General features: G+C 33.2%; 16 protein-coding genes. 12 read left to right on the top strand and 4 right to left on the bottom strand.

Annotation, left to right across the window (positions count from 1 at the left end):
• Positions 1 to 2 precede the first annotated feature (2 nt).
• The 7 genes from LXM54_RS05760 to LXM54_RS05730 are packed head-to-tail and all read left to right on the top strand — an operon-like array spanning position 3 to position 5,186.
• A complete protein-coding gene (locus tag LXM54_RS05760) occupies positions 3 to 299 on the top strand; it encodes a hypothetical protein (protein WP_233314123.1) in 297 nt (98 codons plus the stop codon).
• A gap of 13 nt (positions 300 to 312) precedes the next feature.
• Positions 313 to 2,925: a hypothetical protein gene (locus LXM54_RS05755; RefSeq protein WP_233314122.1), complete on the top strand. Its 2,613-nt coding sequence runs from the start codon at positions 313 to 315 to the stop codon at positions 2,923 to 2,925.
• A 1-nt stretch (position 2,926) separates the two neighbouring features.
• The gene (locus tag LXM54_RS05750) at positions 2,927 to 3,175 is read left to right on the top strand and encodes a hypothetical protein (protein ID WP_233314121.1); all 249 of its coding nucleotides are present in this window, start codon (positions 2,927 to 2,929) and stop codon (positions 3,173 to 3,175) included.
• Positions 3,168 to 3,395 (top strand): hypothetical protein, encoded by a 228-nt coding sequence (locus LXM54_RS05745; RefSeq protein WP_233314120.1) that lies wholly within the window; start codon positions 3,168 to 3,170, stop codon positions 3,393 to 3,395. The genes LXM54_RS05750 and LXM54_RS05745 overlap by 8 nt, the downstream gene beginning before the upstream one ends.
• A 59-nt stretch (positions 3,396 to 3,454) precedes the next feature.
• On the top strand, positions 3,455 to 3,964 hold the full coding sequence (locus LXM54_RS05740; RefSeq protein WP_233314119.1) for a phage holin family protein: 510 nt from the start codon (positions 3,455 to 3,457) through the stop codon (positions 3,962 to 3,964).
• Between the two features lie 12 nt (positions 3,965 to 3,976).
• Complete coding sequence (locus LXM54_RS05735; RefSeq protein WP_233314118.1) at positions 3,977 to 4,258, top strand: phage holin; 282 nt, start codon at positions 3,977 to 3,979, stop codon at positions 4,256 to 4,258.
• A 52-nt stretch (positions 4,259 to 4,310) separates the two neighbouring features.
• A complete protein-coding gene (locus tag LXM54_RS05730; protein WP_233314117.1) occupies positions 4,311 to 5,186 on the top strand; it encodes an N-acetylmuramoyl-L-alanine amidase in 876 nt (291 codons plus the stop codon).
• 113 nt (positions 5,187 to 5,299) lie between these two features.
• Here LXM54_RS05730 and LXM54_RS05725 read toward each other — a convergent pair whose 3' ends face one another.
• The 3 genes from LXM54_RS05725 to LXM54_RS05715 all read right to left on the bottom strand — a co-directional run bounded on the left by LXM54_RS05725 (position 5,300) and on the right by LXM54_RS05715 (position 6,735).
• A complete protein-coding gene (locus tag LXM54_RS05725; protein WP_233314116.1) occupies positions 5,300 to 5,581 on the bottom strand; it encodes a hypothetical protein in 282 nt (93 codons plus the stop codon).
• Positions 5,582 to 5,767: 186 nt separating this feature from the next.
• The gene (locus tag LXM54_RS05720) at positions 5,768 to 6,262 is read right to left on the bottom strand and encodes a hypothetical protein (protein ID WP_233314115.1); all 495 of its coding nucleotides are present in this window, start codon (positions 6,260 to 6,262) and stop codon (positions 5,768 to 5,770) included.
• Positions 6,259 to 6,735, bottom strand: a complete 477-nt coding sequence (locus tag LXM54_RS05715; protein WP_233314114.1) for a hypothetical protein — start codon at positions 6,733 to 6,735, stop codon at positions 6,259 to 6,261. The genes LXM54_RS05720 and LXM54_RS05715 overlap by 4 nt, the downstream gene beginning before the upstream one ends.
• A gap of 1,996 nt (positions 6,736 to 8,731) precedes the next feature.
• On the opposite strand from LXM54_RS05715, the gene LXM54_RS05710 reads away from it, so the two are divergent.
• The 3 genes from LXM54_RS05710 (at position 8,732) to LXM54_RS05700 (ending at position 12,104) form a co-directional block, all read left to right on the top strand.
• Positions 8,732 to 9,913: a Ger(x)C family spore germination protein gene (locus tag LXM54_RS05710; protein ID WP_233314113.1), complete on the top strand. Its 1,182-nt coding sequence runs from the start codon at positions 8,732 to 8,734 to the stop codon at positions 9,911 to 9,913.
• Between the two features lie 1,310 nt (positions 9,914 to 11,223).
• Positions 11,224 to 11,460, top strand: coding sequence for a hypothetical protein (locus tag LXM54_RS05705; RefSeq protein WP_233314112.1), 237 nt, complete (start codon positions 11,224 to 11,226; stop codon positions 11,458 to 11,460).
• 158 nt (positions 11,461 to 11,618) lie between these two features.
• Positions 11,619 to 12,104 carry a CBO0543 family protein gene (locus tag LXM54_RS05700; RefSeq protein ID WP_233314111.1) on the top strand — a complete coding sequence of 162 codons (486 nt, stop codon included), beginning with the start codon at positions 11,619 to 11,621 and terminating at the stop codon, positions 12,102 to 12,104.
• Between the two features lie 133 nt (positions 12,105 to 12,237).
• Here the strand turns inward: LXM54_RS05700 and LXM54_RS05695 are convergent, their stop codons facing one another.
• Entirely contained in the window at positions 12,238 to 12,450 is a 213-nt protein-coding gene (locus LXM54_RS05695) for a hypothetical protein (protein ID WP_233314110.1), read from the bottom strand.
• A 397-nt stretch (positions 12,451 to 12,847) separates the two neighbouring features.
• On the opposite strand from LXM54_RS05695, the gene LXM54_RS28435 reads away from it, so the two are divergent.
• Complete coding sequence (locus LXM54_RS28435; protein ID WP_442780417.1) at positions 12,848 to 13,087, top strand: Ger(x)C family spore germination protein; 240 nt, start codon at positions 12,848 to 12,850, stop codon at positions 13,085 to 13,087.
• 104 nt (positions 13,088 to 13,191) lie between these two features.
• Positions 13,192 to 13,905, top strand: a complete 714-nt coding sequence (locus LXM54_RS05685) for a Ger(x)C family spore germination C-terminal domain-containing protein (protein WP_233314765.1) — start codon at positions 13,192 to 13,194, stop codon at positions 13,903 to 13,905.
• Positions 13,906 to 14,364: the final 459 nt, after the last annotated feature.

Raw genomic sequence — 14,364 nt, 5'->3', positions numbered from 1 at the left:
ATATGGCATTAACAACAACAGCTCATACCAAGCTAAAAAATTATATGAAAAGCATTGTGAAAGAAGGAAGTTACACCATAGGAGGAGTAACGAAGACTATTCCACTCTTTAAGGTTCTCCAAGAGGGTGATCAGATAACTTTCTATCTTTATTTGGATGATTCTATTGCTGGATCTATCACAAAATTTCAGTTAATTGATGTCGATGGAGCAGTGTTCGATGATCAGCCAGATAGTGTTTCAAAAAAAGATTTTAATGGGGTTCTTGTAGCCTTTCGATATTCATTGAAAAAACTATAGGGGAGTGACATAAATGGCAATAAGCTATGAAAAGGTCGGCTGGAAAGACCATGTTAAAGACAACACCACGGGAGCAGTATTACAACAAGGCACTCCAGTAAGTGCAAGTAATTTAGGGAAAATGGATGCTGGCATTGAACTTGCTCATCAAAAATTAGAAGGAGCAAATAGGCAGGTTCAAAGTATTGGCCAAGGCATGCAAGTTTTAAATGCAGATGTTAATGCTCCTGTATCCATTCAAATGGATGGACGGACGCTTGTATCCTTACAAAATACAGAACTAGATGCTTCTAAATTTTATGTTTTAGCTGATAAGCGAACAAAAATAAAATTTAGTGACAGTTTAATTGTTCAAGGCGTTAACAAATTTCAAGGCCTTAATGCCAAACCACAAATTATCACCAGAATCGCTAATTATGAGAATAAATCAGCTGGTAGTAATACGGATAATCCGCATATCGCAAAGAGTAATAGCCAAAGCGGAGGGACTTGGAACGTTTTGCAAGCACCATCTGCTTTTCAATCTGAATTTAGTGGTGCTTATTCTACTGTCAGCAAGTTAGACGGAGCCTTTACTCAACTAATTCAAACTGTTACTGGCAATATGGCGCAAGGATTATTGTCTTTTAACGTAGTGGAAGAAATAGAAAGAAATGTTGGAAGAATTCCACGGAACACTTTTGCCGAAAAAGTTCAATGGGTTAAAGAAAACGTTGCTAAAATTATTTGTAATTTACATGGTTATGGGAAAGGACCGTCAGGCTACAAAATTAGCCTTCAAAGATGGACCAGTGGAGCTTGGACAGATTCAACTTCTTCTGTTCATACTAGCAGTTCTGTTGCAAAAGTTGCACAAGGAGCATCGGATTCGCCTTCCGTAAATACTTTAGTACAAACGGATGGATTTGTGCATTTCATTGCCTTCACAGAAGCAGCAGATGCTACATCCCAATCACAAGTTAATATTGATTATGTGGAGCTGGAGATTGAATTAAAATCTACAGCTGTTTTACATGCTCCAAGAATTCCTTTATATGAGGTGTCAAAAGAGCATTACGACAACATTCTAGTTAACTGGAATGAGGAAGAAGTACTTCGCCGTTATCCAATGGTGGAAGGATATCAGCATGTGCAAAATCCGTTCATAATTGCAGAAGGTGATAACTTAATTCCCACTTTTAATGAAGCCAGTCTAAGCGTTATTAGCTCGGATTTTGTTATTAAAGGAGATTATGAAATTGATCTCCAAACCACGGGTCCACAAACAAATACAATTGAATGGATTATCAAAGTAATACCAGGACAAAAATATAGTTTCTTTGTAGAAGAAATTCAAAAAGGAACTGGTGGGGCTGTAGTTATACGTAGTTCTGATTTAGCCACAAACATTGTATGGCAAACACCAATTGCTTCTATACAAAATAAAATTACCTTTACGGTTCCAGCTGGTGTTACAAGAATTTCGGTGCGATTATTCAATAGCAATCAAGTGGCTAACGTGGCTGTTACTTTAAAAAATCCTATGTTAGTGGTAGGTGAAAACATTAAGCCTTTTGTTCCTAGAAACCCATCCTATTTGTTTGTGGAAGCAAAGCTTGGTTCCATTGGAAACTATCGTGATTTGCTGCTTGAAGAAGATGGGAAAATGATGATGAGAAAAATTATTGAAAAAGACTATGTGGCAGATGGAACATTAAGCTGGTTCTATCGTCCATCTGAAAGTGGAACTGGATTTAAAACTTTCGGCGGTCCTATCAGTGATGTTGCCAATGTAGCATATGCTCAATTCATTAAATACAATGGTGCATTATTAAGATATACAAGTGCTAATGCTGGCTTTGTAGGTGCCGATATTGGCTATGTTAACAACATAAAGGAATTTAAAGTATCTGTAAGTAATGCAGAAACTGGATTTGCTGAAACCTATGCTCCAGCTGTTGACGAAATAAAAGCATATTTTAATGGATGGAAAGTTAAGGCGTATGACGCTACCACTCTAAAACCGACTTCTTGGACAAGTTTGGTAGACGGTACAGATGCTCCGACACAAACATTAGCTTATGTAGCTGCTAATAAAGCCAATGGGTATATTCCCTATAAGATTTCTTACATGTTAAATAACTTGGTTCTTGTTGAATTAAGATCAGAGGGAGCTATCTCTGTAAATGGCCTTACTCAAGTAGAGGTTGGAAGCGGAAGTATTATTCGTGAGAAAGTGAGAGCCCTACACAATGCTGCTGATAGCTTAACATATATAAACGCTCTATTTAGCGCAAATACAGCCCAATTAAGCAACCCTGCGCTTGCTATCTTAGGTGTTTATAAGGGGAGTATGTTGGAATCAGATTGGAACATTCAGTCATCGATTAATGCAAATGGAAAAGTGTATGCTTCAAAGAAGACAAGTCTAGTTGATACAACAGCAGAATATTTTGTTTCTTATATTATCTATGACAAGAGCAAATTTTCTACAAATGTTGTTGGTGGTTCTGCCACTTTTGCCAATAATATTCGCACAGCATTAGACGATAATATCAAGCGCACAGAGGATAACAAACGGGATATATCCGTAAATACTTTGTTTATTTATGACATGCTAAAAAGGTTAAAGGCTGGTGGATTATAAGATGGATAAAGAAATTATGGAGCAACTTTTAGAACAAACTCTACAAAAGATTGGAAAGACCAGAGCAGAATTTGATAAAGAAGTAGAGGAATTGAAAGATAGCTCAAGTATTGAGGTAATGGGAAACTTGGTTTCCCTCATGATGGAAAGCATGGATGCTACGGCAAACATTCTTTCTTTAGTTATGTTGCAAAACGCAGAATTACAAAAACAAATTGACGAATTAAAAGGGGGAAACACCAATGCTTAACATGTTATGTACCGCAGTCAGGCTTAAATATATGTCTATCGATCAAGTCCCTTCTGCATTTCAAGCTGACGTTAAAAAGGAATTAGGAATCCAGGATGTTGTTGAGGAGCAGCCAACAGAAACAGTCGTGGAAACTCCAGAAGAACAGCCAGTGGAAGAGTCTCCAGTAGAAACAACACCAGTCGCAGAAACAAATGAACAATCAACGGTATCCGAATAAACAGGGGAACAAAGCGCTGCTAAATAGTAGCGCTATTTTATATTAGGGAGAGAATAGCAGTGTTTTCATACAAAGAGATATTTAACATTAGCGAACTATTCAATGTCAAAATGGGTGCCGCAGCATTTCTAGCGAGTGGAGTTGGTGGGTTTTTGACTTGGCTTTATGGGGGAACAACTTACAATTTGCTTTGCATGGCAGCTTTAACGCTTGTTATTGCATTTGATTGGACTAGTGGTTCCGTTGCTTCTAAGAAGGATGGCAGCTATGCCAGTGTCTATGGATTGCAAGGATTAGCAAGAACAATGGTAATGCTATTATTACCTGTCTTTGGTGTTTTAATGGATCAAATCTTTTCTATGCCAAACCTTATCTTCTTCTTGTTTTGGGGTGGCTTAATGTATCACACTTTAAATTCTATGACTGCGAATTTCACAAGAGCAGGATGGGATAAGTTTATTCCTAATTGGGCTATTGAATATGTCTCGAGCGAAATTGATTCCAAAATCAAGCGAGCTAACACCAGGGTTTCTATTCCAGAAAAAAGTGAAGATGAATCAATTAAATAGGAGTGAAGGAACATGTTACAAACATTAAAAAAGATGGACAAAGGCACTGTTATTCGGACAGTGCTTTTATTATTGGCTTTTGCAAACCAAGGATTGGCTGTTTTCGGGAAAGAAGCTTTGCCGTTCAGCGATGACCAAGTTTCAAGCCTAATCGAAATGATTTACTATGTTGGCAGTTTTATTCTTACTGCAGTTGCTACTTTGGTGGCATGGTTTAAGAACAATTATGTAACAGAAAAAGGACAGCAACAAAAGGCGGTTCTAAAAGCAAACAACTTAACAAACGCAAAGTAAGAGCAGTCAAAAAGGCTGCTCTTTAATTTAAAAATATGGAGGATGATCTATTATGGCAAAAATTTTTATTGATCCAGGACATGGCGGAAGCGATCCAGGAGCTTTAGGAAACGGGCTCCAAGAAAAAGACTTAACGTTGAAAATTGCTAAAAAGATACAAGCATTGTTAAAGGGTTATAAAAACGTTTCCGTAAAATTAAGCAGAACGGGTGATACGTACCCGACTTTAACCCAACGTGCAGTAGACGCAAATAAATGGGGAGCAGATTTCTTCTTTTCTATCCATATTAATGCTGGTGGAGGAACTGGATACGAGGATTATCGCTGTTCACAAGTTTCTGCTTCTTCTAATACGGGGAAAATTCAGAACACTATTCATGATGAAATTATGAAATCGATTAAGGGTTATGGAGTTACAACACGAGGGAAAAAGGCTGCTAATTATGCCGTTTTAAGACAAACGAATATGCCAGCTTTATTGACAGAAAGCTTATTTATTGACCGTGCCGCAGATGCTAAATTGCTTAAAGATGATTCTTTCTTAGATGCAATTGCTCAAGGTCATGTGGATGGTTTAGTAAAAGCCTTTAATTTAGAAAAGGCGGAAAAAGAAAAGCCAGCAACTATAACAAGCAATACTTATACAATCAAAAAAGGAGATACACTTTGGGGTATTGCTCATAAAGAGAAAGTATCGGTTGCTCAGCTTAAAAAGTGGAATCCTGCTGTAGAGGAAAAAGCACTGCAGATTGGAGATAAACTTCAACTTGGAGAAAAGGAAACTGCTAAGACATACAAAATTAAGAAAGGGGATACTTTTTGGGGAATTGAAGTAAAGTTGAAGCTAAAGCATGGTATATTGTCTAAACTAAACCCAAAGGTAGATGCAAAAGAATTGAAGGTAGGACAAACAATTAAACTTAAATAGCAGAACATATTTTTAAGAGTAGAAGTAGTAAAATTAAAAGAAGAATTAGCTGAAGCAAGAAAACAGTTTAAAACAAAAAAATGAGCCTTTTCTCTCTTTGAGAAAGGCCTTTTTTATTCCCAGGCAGCTTTCCATTCTTCCAAGGCTATTCGGGTTTCTTTATTTAAAACATTTTTCATTCCTTGTGTAATATCATGCTCTCCATTGTATTTAACACTATTGATTGTAATATCATGTGGAAATTCTCTACGTACTTTATCAAACCATTGGTAAGCAACTCTTAATGCTTCTTTATCTGGATTTATTTTATATTGTAATACATCTACGCCAAAACTGGCTTTCTGTTTACCTATGTTTTCTTTTGTCCAATATTCCAGGTCAATGACTATGTTCAAGTTATCCCTCCTTTTTTTCAAAATTTAATAGGTAGCCGCAGTAATCAATTCATTTGTTTCCAAGGAGATAAAATTCAATCTTATTTAATGATAACAGAACGTATGTTCATTCAAAAGGGTTTAATTGTATTTATTGATTTCTTAATGTTTTTGGGGTCACAGAGACTTCATATAGAAATAAAACTTTCAAGTAGTCTTATTATAATTTTTAGAGACAAATTCATATAATAATCCTGTAACTGTTTGTATAAATATAAATATGGGTACAGAATAAGCGAGTTTATAGTGATGTTGATATGTAATTATATTTAGTAGTGTAAACACCCACTGAGATAGAATCCCAATAGCCACCCAAGTGATAATGTAGATTCCAAAGGTCTTTCTAGTAATTTTTAATTGTTTATAGAAATACATAAATGCATAACCAAACGGACCATAAAGTAAATAATAAACAATATCAAAGAATTCATAATGATTTGTATCATTTTCACTATAATAATCCAATAATCCCCCACCAATAGTAAAATCGAACATTATACCTACTGTAATTCCCCATAAAATACTCATTAATTTTATTTCTCTTTTTAATTTTTTCGGAGCAAGGAAAACAAACAAATAAGCAGCTGAAGTTATGAATATCAAGGATATTTCATTTAAATCAAATTCACCAATCCATTTCATTTTAAAGTGCTCTCCTTTTCCACAATATACTTAGAATATGATAAATGAAAAAAATGAATAACATAAATTAGACCAATGAAATAAAGGAAGTCAAACCCAAGATCCCAGTCTACTATTGTAAGGGCATTAAAAAAGATAGAGAATTGTACAAATATAGTTAAAAGAAGTGAAGCACTTAGAAAGCTAATTGTTCTTATTATTAATGGAGTTCCTTTTGGGATTAAATTAAAACATATTAAAATAATTATTGGTGTTAAAATACTACGGTTTATTAAGATAGATATATATTTGTGTGATTCATGTGAGTATTTTAGAAAAGCAAACTCCTCAATTATTAACCAATTCCAATTGATGTGAATAATAAGAATTAGTAAATAGAGAATGATGTTTTCCACAATAGATAAATTTTTTTTACATAAAAAAAAGATGTAAATTCCAAGCCATCCAAAGAAAAAATAAAAAGCTAAAGCCATAATAAATCCTCCTTTCCAATAATTTCTCCTTATTTACAACTATTTATGAAAACAATATGAGTAAATTTATAAGTAAGGAATTTAAGGAGCTTGTTGTAAGGAAGAATCATATCTTCTAATAGGGCAGCACTTCCTCTATGAGAAATTTACAAACCTTCTAATCAACAAACAGGGAGTTTTGTTTAAGTACATTTATTAACAAACGATAATAAATAAAGTTTCAAGATTGTATTATGGTACTAGACGTATCAATGCTTTTTGTAGCACTTTTTTTCTGGGAACATGTCGAGCAAATTGTGTTTAGTAAAGGGAAAACATAGGTAGGATTAATCATGATATAAATAACCAGCCTTTAGCAATGTCTTTACTAAACATATTATGTATTGATCCCACCATTCATATTCGGAGACAACTTTAGTGAGGTTGTCCCCTACATAAGTAAAAAGGGTATACCTAAATAATAGGTAACCCAGTAACTCAACTAAGAGTTAGGAGAAGTACGGATCCTTCCAATCCGTATCATACATATAGCGTGTGACCTGTACATCACACTATAATATATTACTTTCATTAATTTAATGAACGGCACTTTTCCATAAATGTGAAAAAATAATAATTGAACCTTAACAAGATACTAATTAATAAGAATATATAGACATATTTTCAGTTCTCTCAAGTGAGCTTCTATTATCGGAGACAAATGGCGGATTGTCTTCTTTATATAAAAGAATCTTAGTTAAGTTAAGTAATAACCCGATCCAACAAATTAATCAAACGTAGTATAAAGTATCCCTTTAAATCTAGAAGAACCCAACGGAGACATTTGTTCATTTCTTTGTCTCCGTCCCGTACTATAAATATATAACAGTAACTTGTTTACATAATATATAAACCAGCATATGATTATGTTGATATCTAACCCTATTCCTCAGAGTAGGGTTTCCTTTTTTGACACAAATACTCTCTACCCAATAATTTATGTACGGTTCAGTATTCAATAAAAGAACTCCGCTGGCATCGACGGAGTTCCCGATTCTTCATTACTGTGACTATTCTGACTTGAAAAGTCTATATATCTTATTCAGAGAGCTATCCTTGAGTACAGAAAGTTGCGATGTCGACTGAAAAAGAAATTTGAAAATGACAAATTTGTAAATAATCAGGGATTTTCTTAATTATTAGGAATTTTTTTGTGTGTGACTATAATGGCAAGTTTGTTTAATAAGAGATATTAAAAGGCTTTTAATACAAAACAATTACCCTGTTCATTTTACAATTTTTGTATAGTATATAGAAACAGATATTTCTGGCTACTCCCGATGTATCTGTTAACCATGTATAATATCGTAACATGTCCAAGATAAATTACAAAAAGGGTGTGCCATTTTGTGGTACATCCTTTAATGTTGTTAAGGATAATGCCGTTACACATTAGAAATAATTACATAAATTGATATAGGGAAGGTTTTTTAGCCATGAAAACAACCCTTTCAATTGTATTCAGTAAAACAAGGTGTATCTTTATTGATATACCTTGTTTTGCTTTATACATTTTGTAATGTAGAAAAAACCACTACCCATAGGGAGGGAAGTGGTTTTACATGATGTATGTGTTAAAAGAAAACAAAGAAAGGAGCATTTCATTTCATTGTTCCTTTTCCACAAGATATCTTATGAAGAAACATTAGAATTGTTCCATCAAAAAAAATCGGACTACCAAAATCAGTCTTGGTCCCTAAATGGTTATTAGGTGACTTATTTTATTTATGGGTAGTTATTTTATTTATTTTTTATTTGGTCAATAGGGACAAAATAAGTAAATAAATAAATAAAAGGGAAGCCTTTTTCTTTATGTTGCTAAAGGGGCAGCATTCCCGTAATAAGTGAAAAAAAGAGCTGTGAATTATTACACTTAAACTATCGGGATGAGGGATATTATTTCTAAGTAATTCAAAAAATATAAGAAGTGAATTATTTAACCTTAAGGAGTATTGTTATGAGGTGCTTAAAATGTATTTTTATTATTTGTTTAATATTCCTTTTAACGGGATGTTGGGATAGAAGAGAGTTAGGAGATGTTTCTATTGTTACAGGGATGGCTGTAGATAAAGGAGAGTCGTTTAAATATAAGTTAACTATTGAGACTACAGAAGCAAGAGAAATGAGTTACCAAACAGCAGCCGGTTTAGCCCCATCAACTGTTTCTTCATTAGAAGGGAATAATATCGGGGAGCTGACTTCTAAATTTAATATTGTTAATGCCACTCATCCTGTTTATTCCCATACAAGAGTGTTAGTTATTAGTGAGGAAATAGTAGAGGAAGGATTGTTAGAGTTCATGGATTTTTTCGATCGAAACAGAGAAATAAGAGATGATTTTGCTATTGTAGTTGCAAGAGGTTCCAATGCTGGTGATATCCTGAAAGTGAACAATATGTACAAAAAAAGCCCTTCACTAAAACTCTTCACTCAATTAAATACGATGCAAAAAGAGTGGGGAGGAGCTCCAGATGTTAAGTTAAATGATTATACTCGTATTACTAACTCATATGGACAAGCACCAGTACTTCCTGCTGTAAAATTAGTGGGTGATCCCAAAAAAGGTGGAAATGTGGAAAACTTGAAAAGTGAGGATCCAGAAAGTGAAGTAGACGTTGAATCCATGGCGGTTCTTAAGCTTGGAAAACTTGCAGGATATGCATCGTTTTTTGAAATTCGCGATATGCTTTTTGTGCAAAATAAAATTAAAAGTACAACAATAGCATCCAATTGCACCAATGGAAAATTTGGATACAATATTACTTATTCTAAAACAAAGGTTACTGCCAAAGAGGTAAATGGAACTCCTCATTTTTATATTAATATTAAAACAATAGGTAATTTAGATGGAACGGACTGCCTTCAAAATTTTAAGGACCCTTACGCCTTTGAGGGATTAGAAAAATCTATTAATAAAAAGATGGAAAAAGAAATAAAAGAATTTGTTCAAAAAACAAAAGAGGAATTTAATGCGGATGTTTTTGGTTTAGGAGAACTTATGAGAGAACAGGATTATAAGCATTTTAAAAAATACAAAGATACCTGGGATGATGGTTATGCTAAAGCGAAAATACATATTAACTTTAATGCGGAAATAAAAAGAACTGGATTAAGAAAAGATCGGTATATTATAAAATAATCACAAATAGTACTATCCAGTTTTTTTTATATTCTACTTCGAGAAATAAAGAAAACGAACAAAAGGACAAGCGCCGTGGCCGAATTGGATGATGCTAATAATATAAAATTAGGTTAACGCAACTGTATGTAGAGCCTCCTCCTCAAAGGTGTACAATGTCCACGTACACCTTTCTTATTTTTATATAACTATATTTTAAAGTTTCTTTATGGAATATTGCTTATCCGATATAATGCAAAAAGTGGAAACTTCGCAGACCAGTCTCCATCTTTGACACAATGAATATTTGTGTAAAAAATTCACCTAGACTATATGGTGCATTAATCCATTATTTATTGCTTCGGCACTAACGTGGCAAGTTTAGTGAAATGGCGGAAATTTATCAGGAACTAAACTGTAAGTAATAAGTATATGTAAAATAATGTGTTTTTTAAAAGTCATAGTTGCTTTTTTTATCTAATGTAGGAAAATATAGTAAATACGATGATAATATTTATGGAACTTTTATTTAAAGGTCTTTATGCCATTGGGGAAGCTATTGCAGTTTTTCGCTATGTCAGCTTGGAATAAGATCTACAAAGTTGAAAATAATTAATATATCATATGAAATAGCTAATAAACAAAACACTCTCTAGATGGAGAGTGTTTTGTTTATAAATAAATGAATAGCTCTATTCTTATGTCACAGTCAGGGCAGCATTCCTGTAATAAAGGAAAGACCAGCTTATGGAAGAAACCGGCAGGTTTGCAAAAGAAGGGTAAAGTAAAACCATCAATGCTAATTATTGATGGTTTTACTTTACCCTATAAATGAGTGATTTTTGTCTAACTAAAAAAATAGAGTTTGTATTAGGATCTATGATTTCTAATAATCTATTTTCATGATTAAAGAAACAAAAGTGTATTTTACTGTTGTATATAACTTTTTGACCGAACGTGATATTACTAAAATGGTCTAAATTCTTGGCTGTTGACATGACTATATTTTCTTAGCCTCCTTCACTGTATAAAGGGAAGGTGACTAAGAAAAGTCTAATAGGACCCAATATAATAAGTGATGTATTAAAACGGTAACATAGTACGTGCCGATAAGTAAATCCTGTTTTACTTATCAACTGATAGAAATTAAACTAAAAAATAGTCTGTCATAGCATGCGTTACCGATTTACTGTTTAACTAGACCTAATAAACTGAATATGCTAACATGGTGAAAATATATATAAATAAACTAATGTAATTGGAGGAGCCTGTCACCAAGAGACAACTATGTCTTTTGGTGACAGGTCCTTTTTGGTTAGGAGGTGAATAGGGTGTCCAAAGGATTAAAGGTTGTTTTAGCCATTCTTGCAGCTCTATTAGCTATTATCGGAAATATTACTGAAAGTATTCTAATATGGGCATTTATGTATTTATTTTTAGGATTATTATTTCTTGTTATAGGAGCTACCGAGATAAAAAAGGAACATAAAATTGCTCCACTTGTAATGATAATTCTGGCGTGTCTCTATATAATTGGGTCTGTTTTCATTCTATTTTTTGAAACTTAGGGAAGGGTTAACCTTAAAGACAATTTGAATTATAACTAGACTTTATAAGAATGATCCATTAAATCAGAATGAAGATATTTATTATTATGTTAAACTTAGAGGAATATCCAAATCTAAAAAACGAATAATAACACTAAAATTATATTTTGGAGGTTATTATGGATTTTGAGGGATATATTCTTATTGTTTTTTTTATTATTTGTATAGTCACTTTAGTAAAATTTGTTCCAAAGAAAAAAAGAAGAGATGCGTGCGTAGTATTTTTATTTATTCAAGTAATAATATTGCCGGTTGGACTAATTGCTGTTCAGTTGGGGTTGATTGAGTATTCAAAACTGTTACAAATAAATGGCGTGGTTAATCCTACTTTTTCTTTTGAACTTATTTTCTTTCCAATAACAGCAACTTTGTTTAGCTTATATATTCCTAGTGGAAGAGATTTATGGCATAATTTGTTTTATTATATAGCTTTTTCTAGTTTTTTTACCCTAGTGGAGGTAGTACTAGAAAATAAGACAAAATTAATTGTATACCATGAATGGAAGTGGTATTGGACTTTCTTTTTAGTTATTCTTTTCTTATTTATAAACCAAAAATTTTATAATTGGTTTAAAAAACGTCTTGTTACAGTTTCGGATAATTAGTGACTATCCGAGTGATAATTTTATACTTCTTATACATAAACAAATACTTACAGGAATCTGAAGAAACCTGTCACGGGGGTATAAATATCCTAATGACAGGTTGTTAAAAACTAAGGGGAAAACAGTGAATGTTTTAGAAAACTCTTCTAGTCCTTAAATATTCTCTAGATTGAAAACTTTCAGCTTTTATCTTCATATATATATTCATTTCATTCTCCATTCCGATTAATTCTTCCCATGTATTATCATACACTAAAAACTCTACTTCCTCCGTATAATTCAAACGCCAAAAACTTAGGATTAATAAAAAAAATACAAATATGGATACAAAGATTTTAATTTTCATAATGCACACCACCTATTTTTAGGTTGGGTAAATGGATGATTTTTCATACAAATTAAAAAGGATTTTTTTATTAAAATGGGTATTAGAAAAAACATTAACCCTTGAATAAAATATAAAATGCTCAATAGTGTAGCAACACTTTCTATGAGTTTAAAGTCAACTGTTAGAAAAACTAATGTGCAGTATTCTCAGTTAGTTTGGAATTGAAATTAATAAGATGTAACGTTTAGGATAATTAATCCCGAAATCCATAATATAATAGGAGTTATATAATTTTGATTGTTTGGGAAGTCCTATCATGCATTGGTCAAAGACAATTTTGTTCATTTGTTGAACGTTCTTATTAACAGGGTGTTGGGATAGACGGGAATTATCTAAAACTTCCATCGTTACAGGGATGGCTGTAGATAAAGGAGATTCGTTTAAAAATAGATTAACAATAGAAACTACGGAAGCAAGAGAAATGAATATAAAAACAGCAGCTGGTTTAGCTCCATCCAATGTTGCCTCATTGGAAGGTAATACTGTTGCGGAGATTGCTTCTAAGTTTAACATAGTAAACGCCACAATCCCTATATACTCTCATATGCGACTATTGGTCATTAGTGAAGAATTGGCTAAAGATGGATTGCTATAATTTATGGATTTCTTTGATCGCAACAATCAAATGAGAGATGATTTTTACATTGTCATTGCAAAAGCGGAAGGAGGAGTGCAGGGGATGTTTTAAAAGTGACTAACATGTATAAAAAAAGTGCTTCCCTTAAATTATATACCCAACTAACTACTATGCAAAAGGATTGGGGTGGAACTCCAGATGTTAAGTTGAATGATTACACTCGAATTTATACTTCGGAGGGACAAGCCCCAGTAATCCCTGCTGTAAAAGTAATTGGTAATCCCCAAAAAGGAGGAAATGTTGAGAATATGAAAAGTAATACGCCAGAGAGTGAAGTCGATGTGAGCTCTTTGGCGGTATTAAAGAAGGGAAAGCTTGCGGGATATGCATCACTTTATGAGGTCAGAGATATGCTTTTTGTTCAAGGAAAGATAAAAACCACTACATTAACTGCAACTTGTGAAGGTGGTAATAGGAAATTTGGGTATCGAATTACTCAAGCAAAAACAAAGATAACAGCTAAGGAGATAAATGGTATACCTAACTTTCATATAAAAATTAAGACAGAAGGGTCGTTAGATGGGAGTGAGTGTACTCAGAAGTTAGAAGAACCTTCCTCTTTTGAGAGTTTTGAAAAAAGTATTAATCAAAAGATGGAGAATCAGATAAAAGAGCTTGTAAAAAAAACCAAAGAGGAGTTTAACGCGGATATATTTGGTTTAGGTGATATGTTACGAGAACAGGATTACCAGCATTTTAAGAAGTATAAAGATACTTGGGATGATGGGTATGCTAAATCGAAGAAGTGGTTTAAGGAAAGATCGCTTCATTATTAAATAGAATTAGTAAATAGCTGAATTTAAATCTTTCTTGCGTTAATGATTCTTTAATATTACCTAGAGTTGAATATCTAACCCGGAAAATATCTAATATTTTATTATAACTATTTGAACTGGAACATTTATCGGCTGCCGATTGGTAGCTTTTTTCTTTAATTTGAAAACAGAGTTTGTGAAGAAATTCACTTAAACAAATGGGGGCATTAGTGAAATAAGGTACCATTTTCTTAAATTATAACTTTGCCCCCAATTGTGCCCCAAATATGCCCCTGATTGGTAAAAAGATATGAAACAAAATAAGAATTTCAGATTTAAAACTTAGGAAAACTACGTTATTTTTATACGTTATGAAGTGGAGTAAAGAGAGAAGGCATGTTCCGCACACAAGTGCATCCATGGGAAAGAGATCAATACATGGAAATGTACTAAGAGGAAGAAGCCTTGACACTGTTGGTG

This window comes from Bacillus sp. Au-Bac7 (assembly GCF_021341655.1).
Lineage (GTDB): Bacteria > Bacillota > Bacilli > Bacillales > Cytobacillaceae > Niallia.
The sequence above is the reverse complement of the archived record's forward strand: the minus strand, read 5'-3'. Positions and strand labels throughout refer to the sequence as shown.

Coding starts and splice junctions, on each gene's coding strand:
- LXM54_RS05715 (WP_233314114.1), bottom strand. CDS start 6,735: ATGGCTTTAGCTTTTTATTTTTTCTTTGGATGGCTTGGAATTTACATC.
- LXM54_RS05755 (WP_233314122.1), top strand. CDS start 313: ATGGCAATAAGCTATGAAAAGGTCGGCTGGAAAGACCATGTTAAAGAC.
- LXM54_RS05760 (WP_233314123.1), top strand. CDS start 3: ATGGCATTAACAACAACAGCTCATACCAAGCTAAAAAATTATATGAAA.
- LXM54_RS05720 (WP_233314115.1), bottom strand. CDS start 6,262: ATGAAATGGATTGGTGAATTTGATTTAAATGAAATATCCTTGATATTC.
- LXM54_RS05685 (WP_233314765.1), top strand. CDS start 13,192: ATGTATAAAAAAAGTGCTTCCCTTAAATTATATACCCAACTAACTACT.
- LXM54_RS05700 (WP_233314111.1), top strand. CDS start 11,619: ATGGATTTTGAGGGATATATTCTTATTGTTTTTTTTATTATTTGTATA.
- LXM54_RS05750 (WP_233314121.1), top strand. CDS start 2,927: ATGGATAAAGAAATTATGGAGCAACTTTTAGAACAAACTCTACAAAAG.
- LXM54_RS05745 (WP_233314120.1), top strand. CDS start 3,168: ATGCTTAACATGTTATGTACCGCAGTCAGGCTTAAATATATGTCTATC.
- LXM54_RS28435 (WP_442780417.1), top strand. CDS start 12,848: ATGGCTGTAGATAAAGGAGATTCGTTTAAAAATAGATTAACAATAGAA.
- LXM54_RS05710 (WP_233314113.1), top strand. CDS start 8,732: ATGAGGTGCTTAAAATGTATTTTTATTATTTGTTTAATATTCCTTTTA.
- LXM54_RS05730 (WP_233314117.1), top strand. CDS start 4,311: ATGGCAAAAATTTTTATTGATCCAGGACATGGCGGAAGCGATCCAGGA.
- LXM54_RS05735 (WP_233314118.1), top strand. CDS start 3,977: ATGTTACAAACATTAAAAAAGATGGACAAAGGCACTGTTATTCGGACA.
- LXM54_RS05695 (WP_233314110.1), bottom strand. CDS start 12,450: ATGAAAATTAAAATCTTTGTATCCATATTTGTATTTTTTTTATTAATC.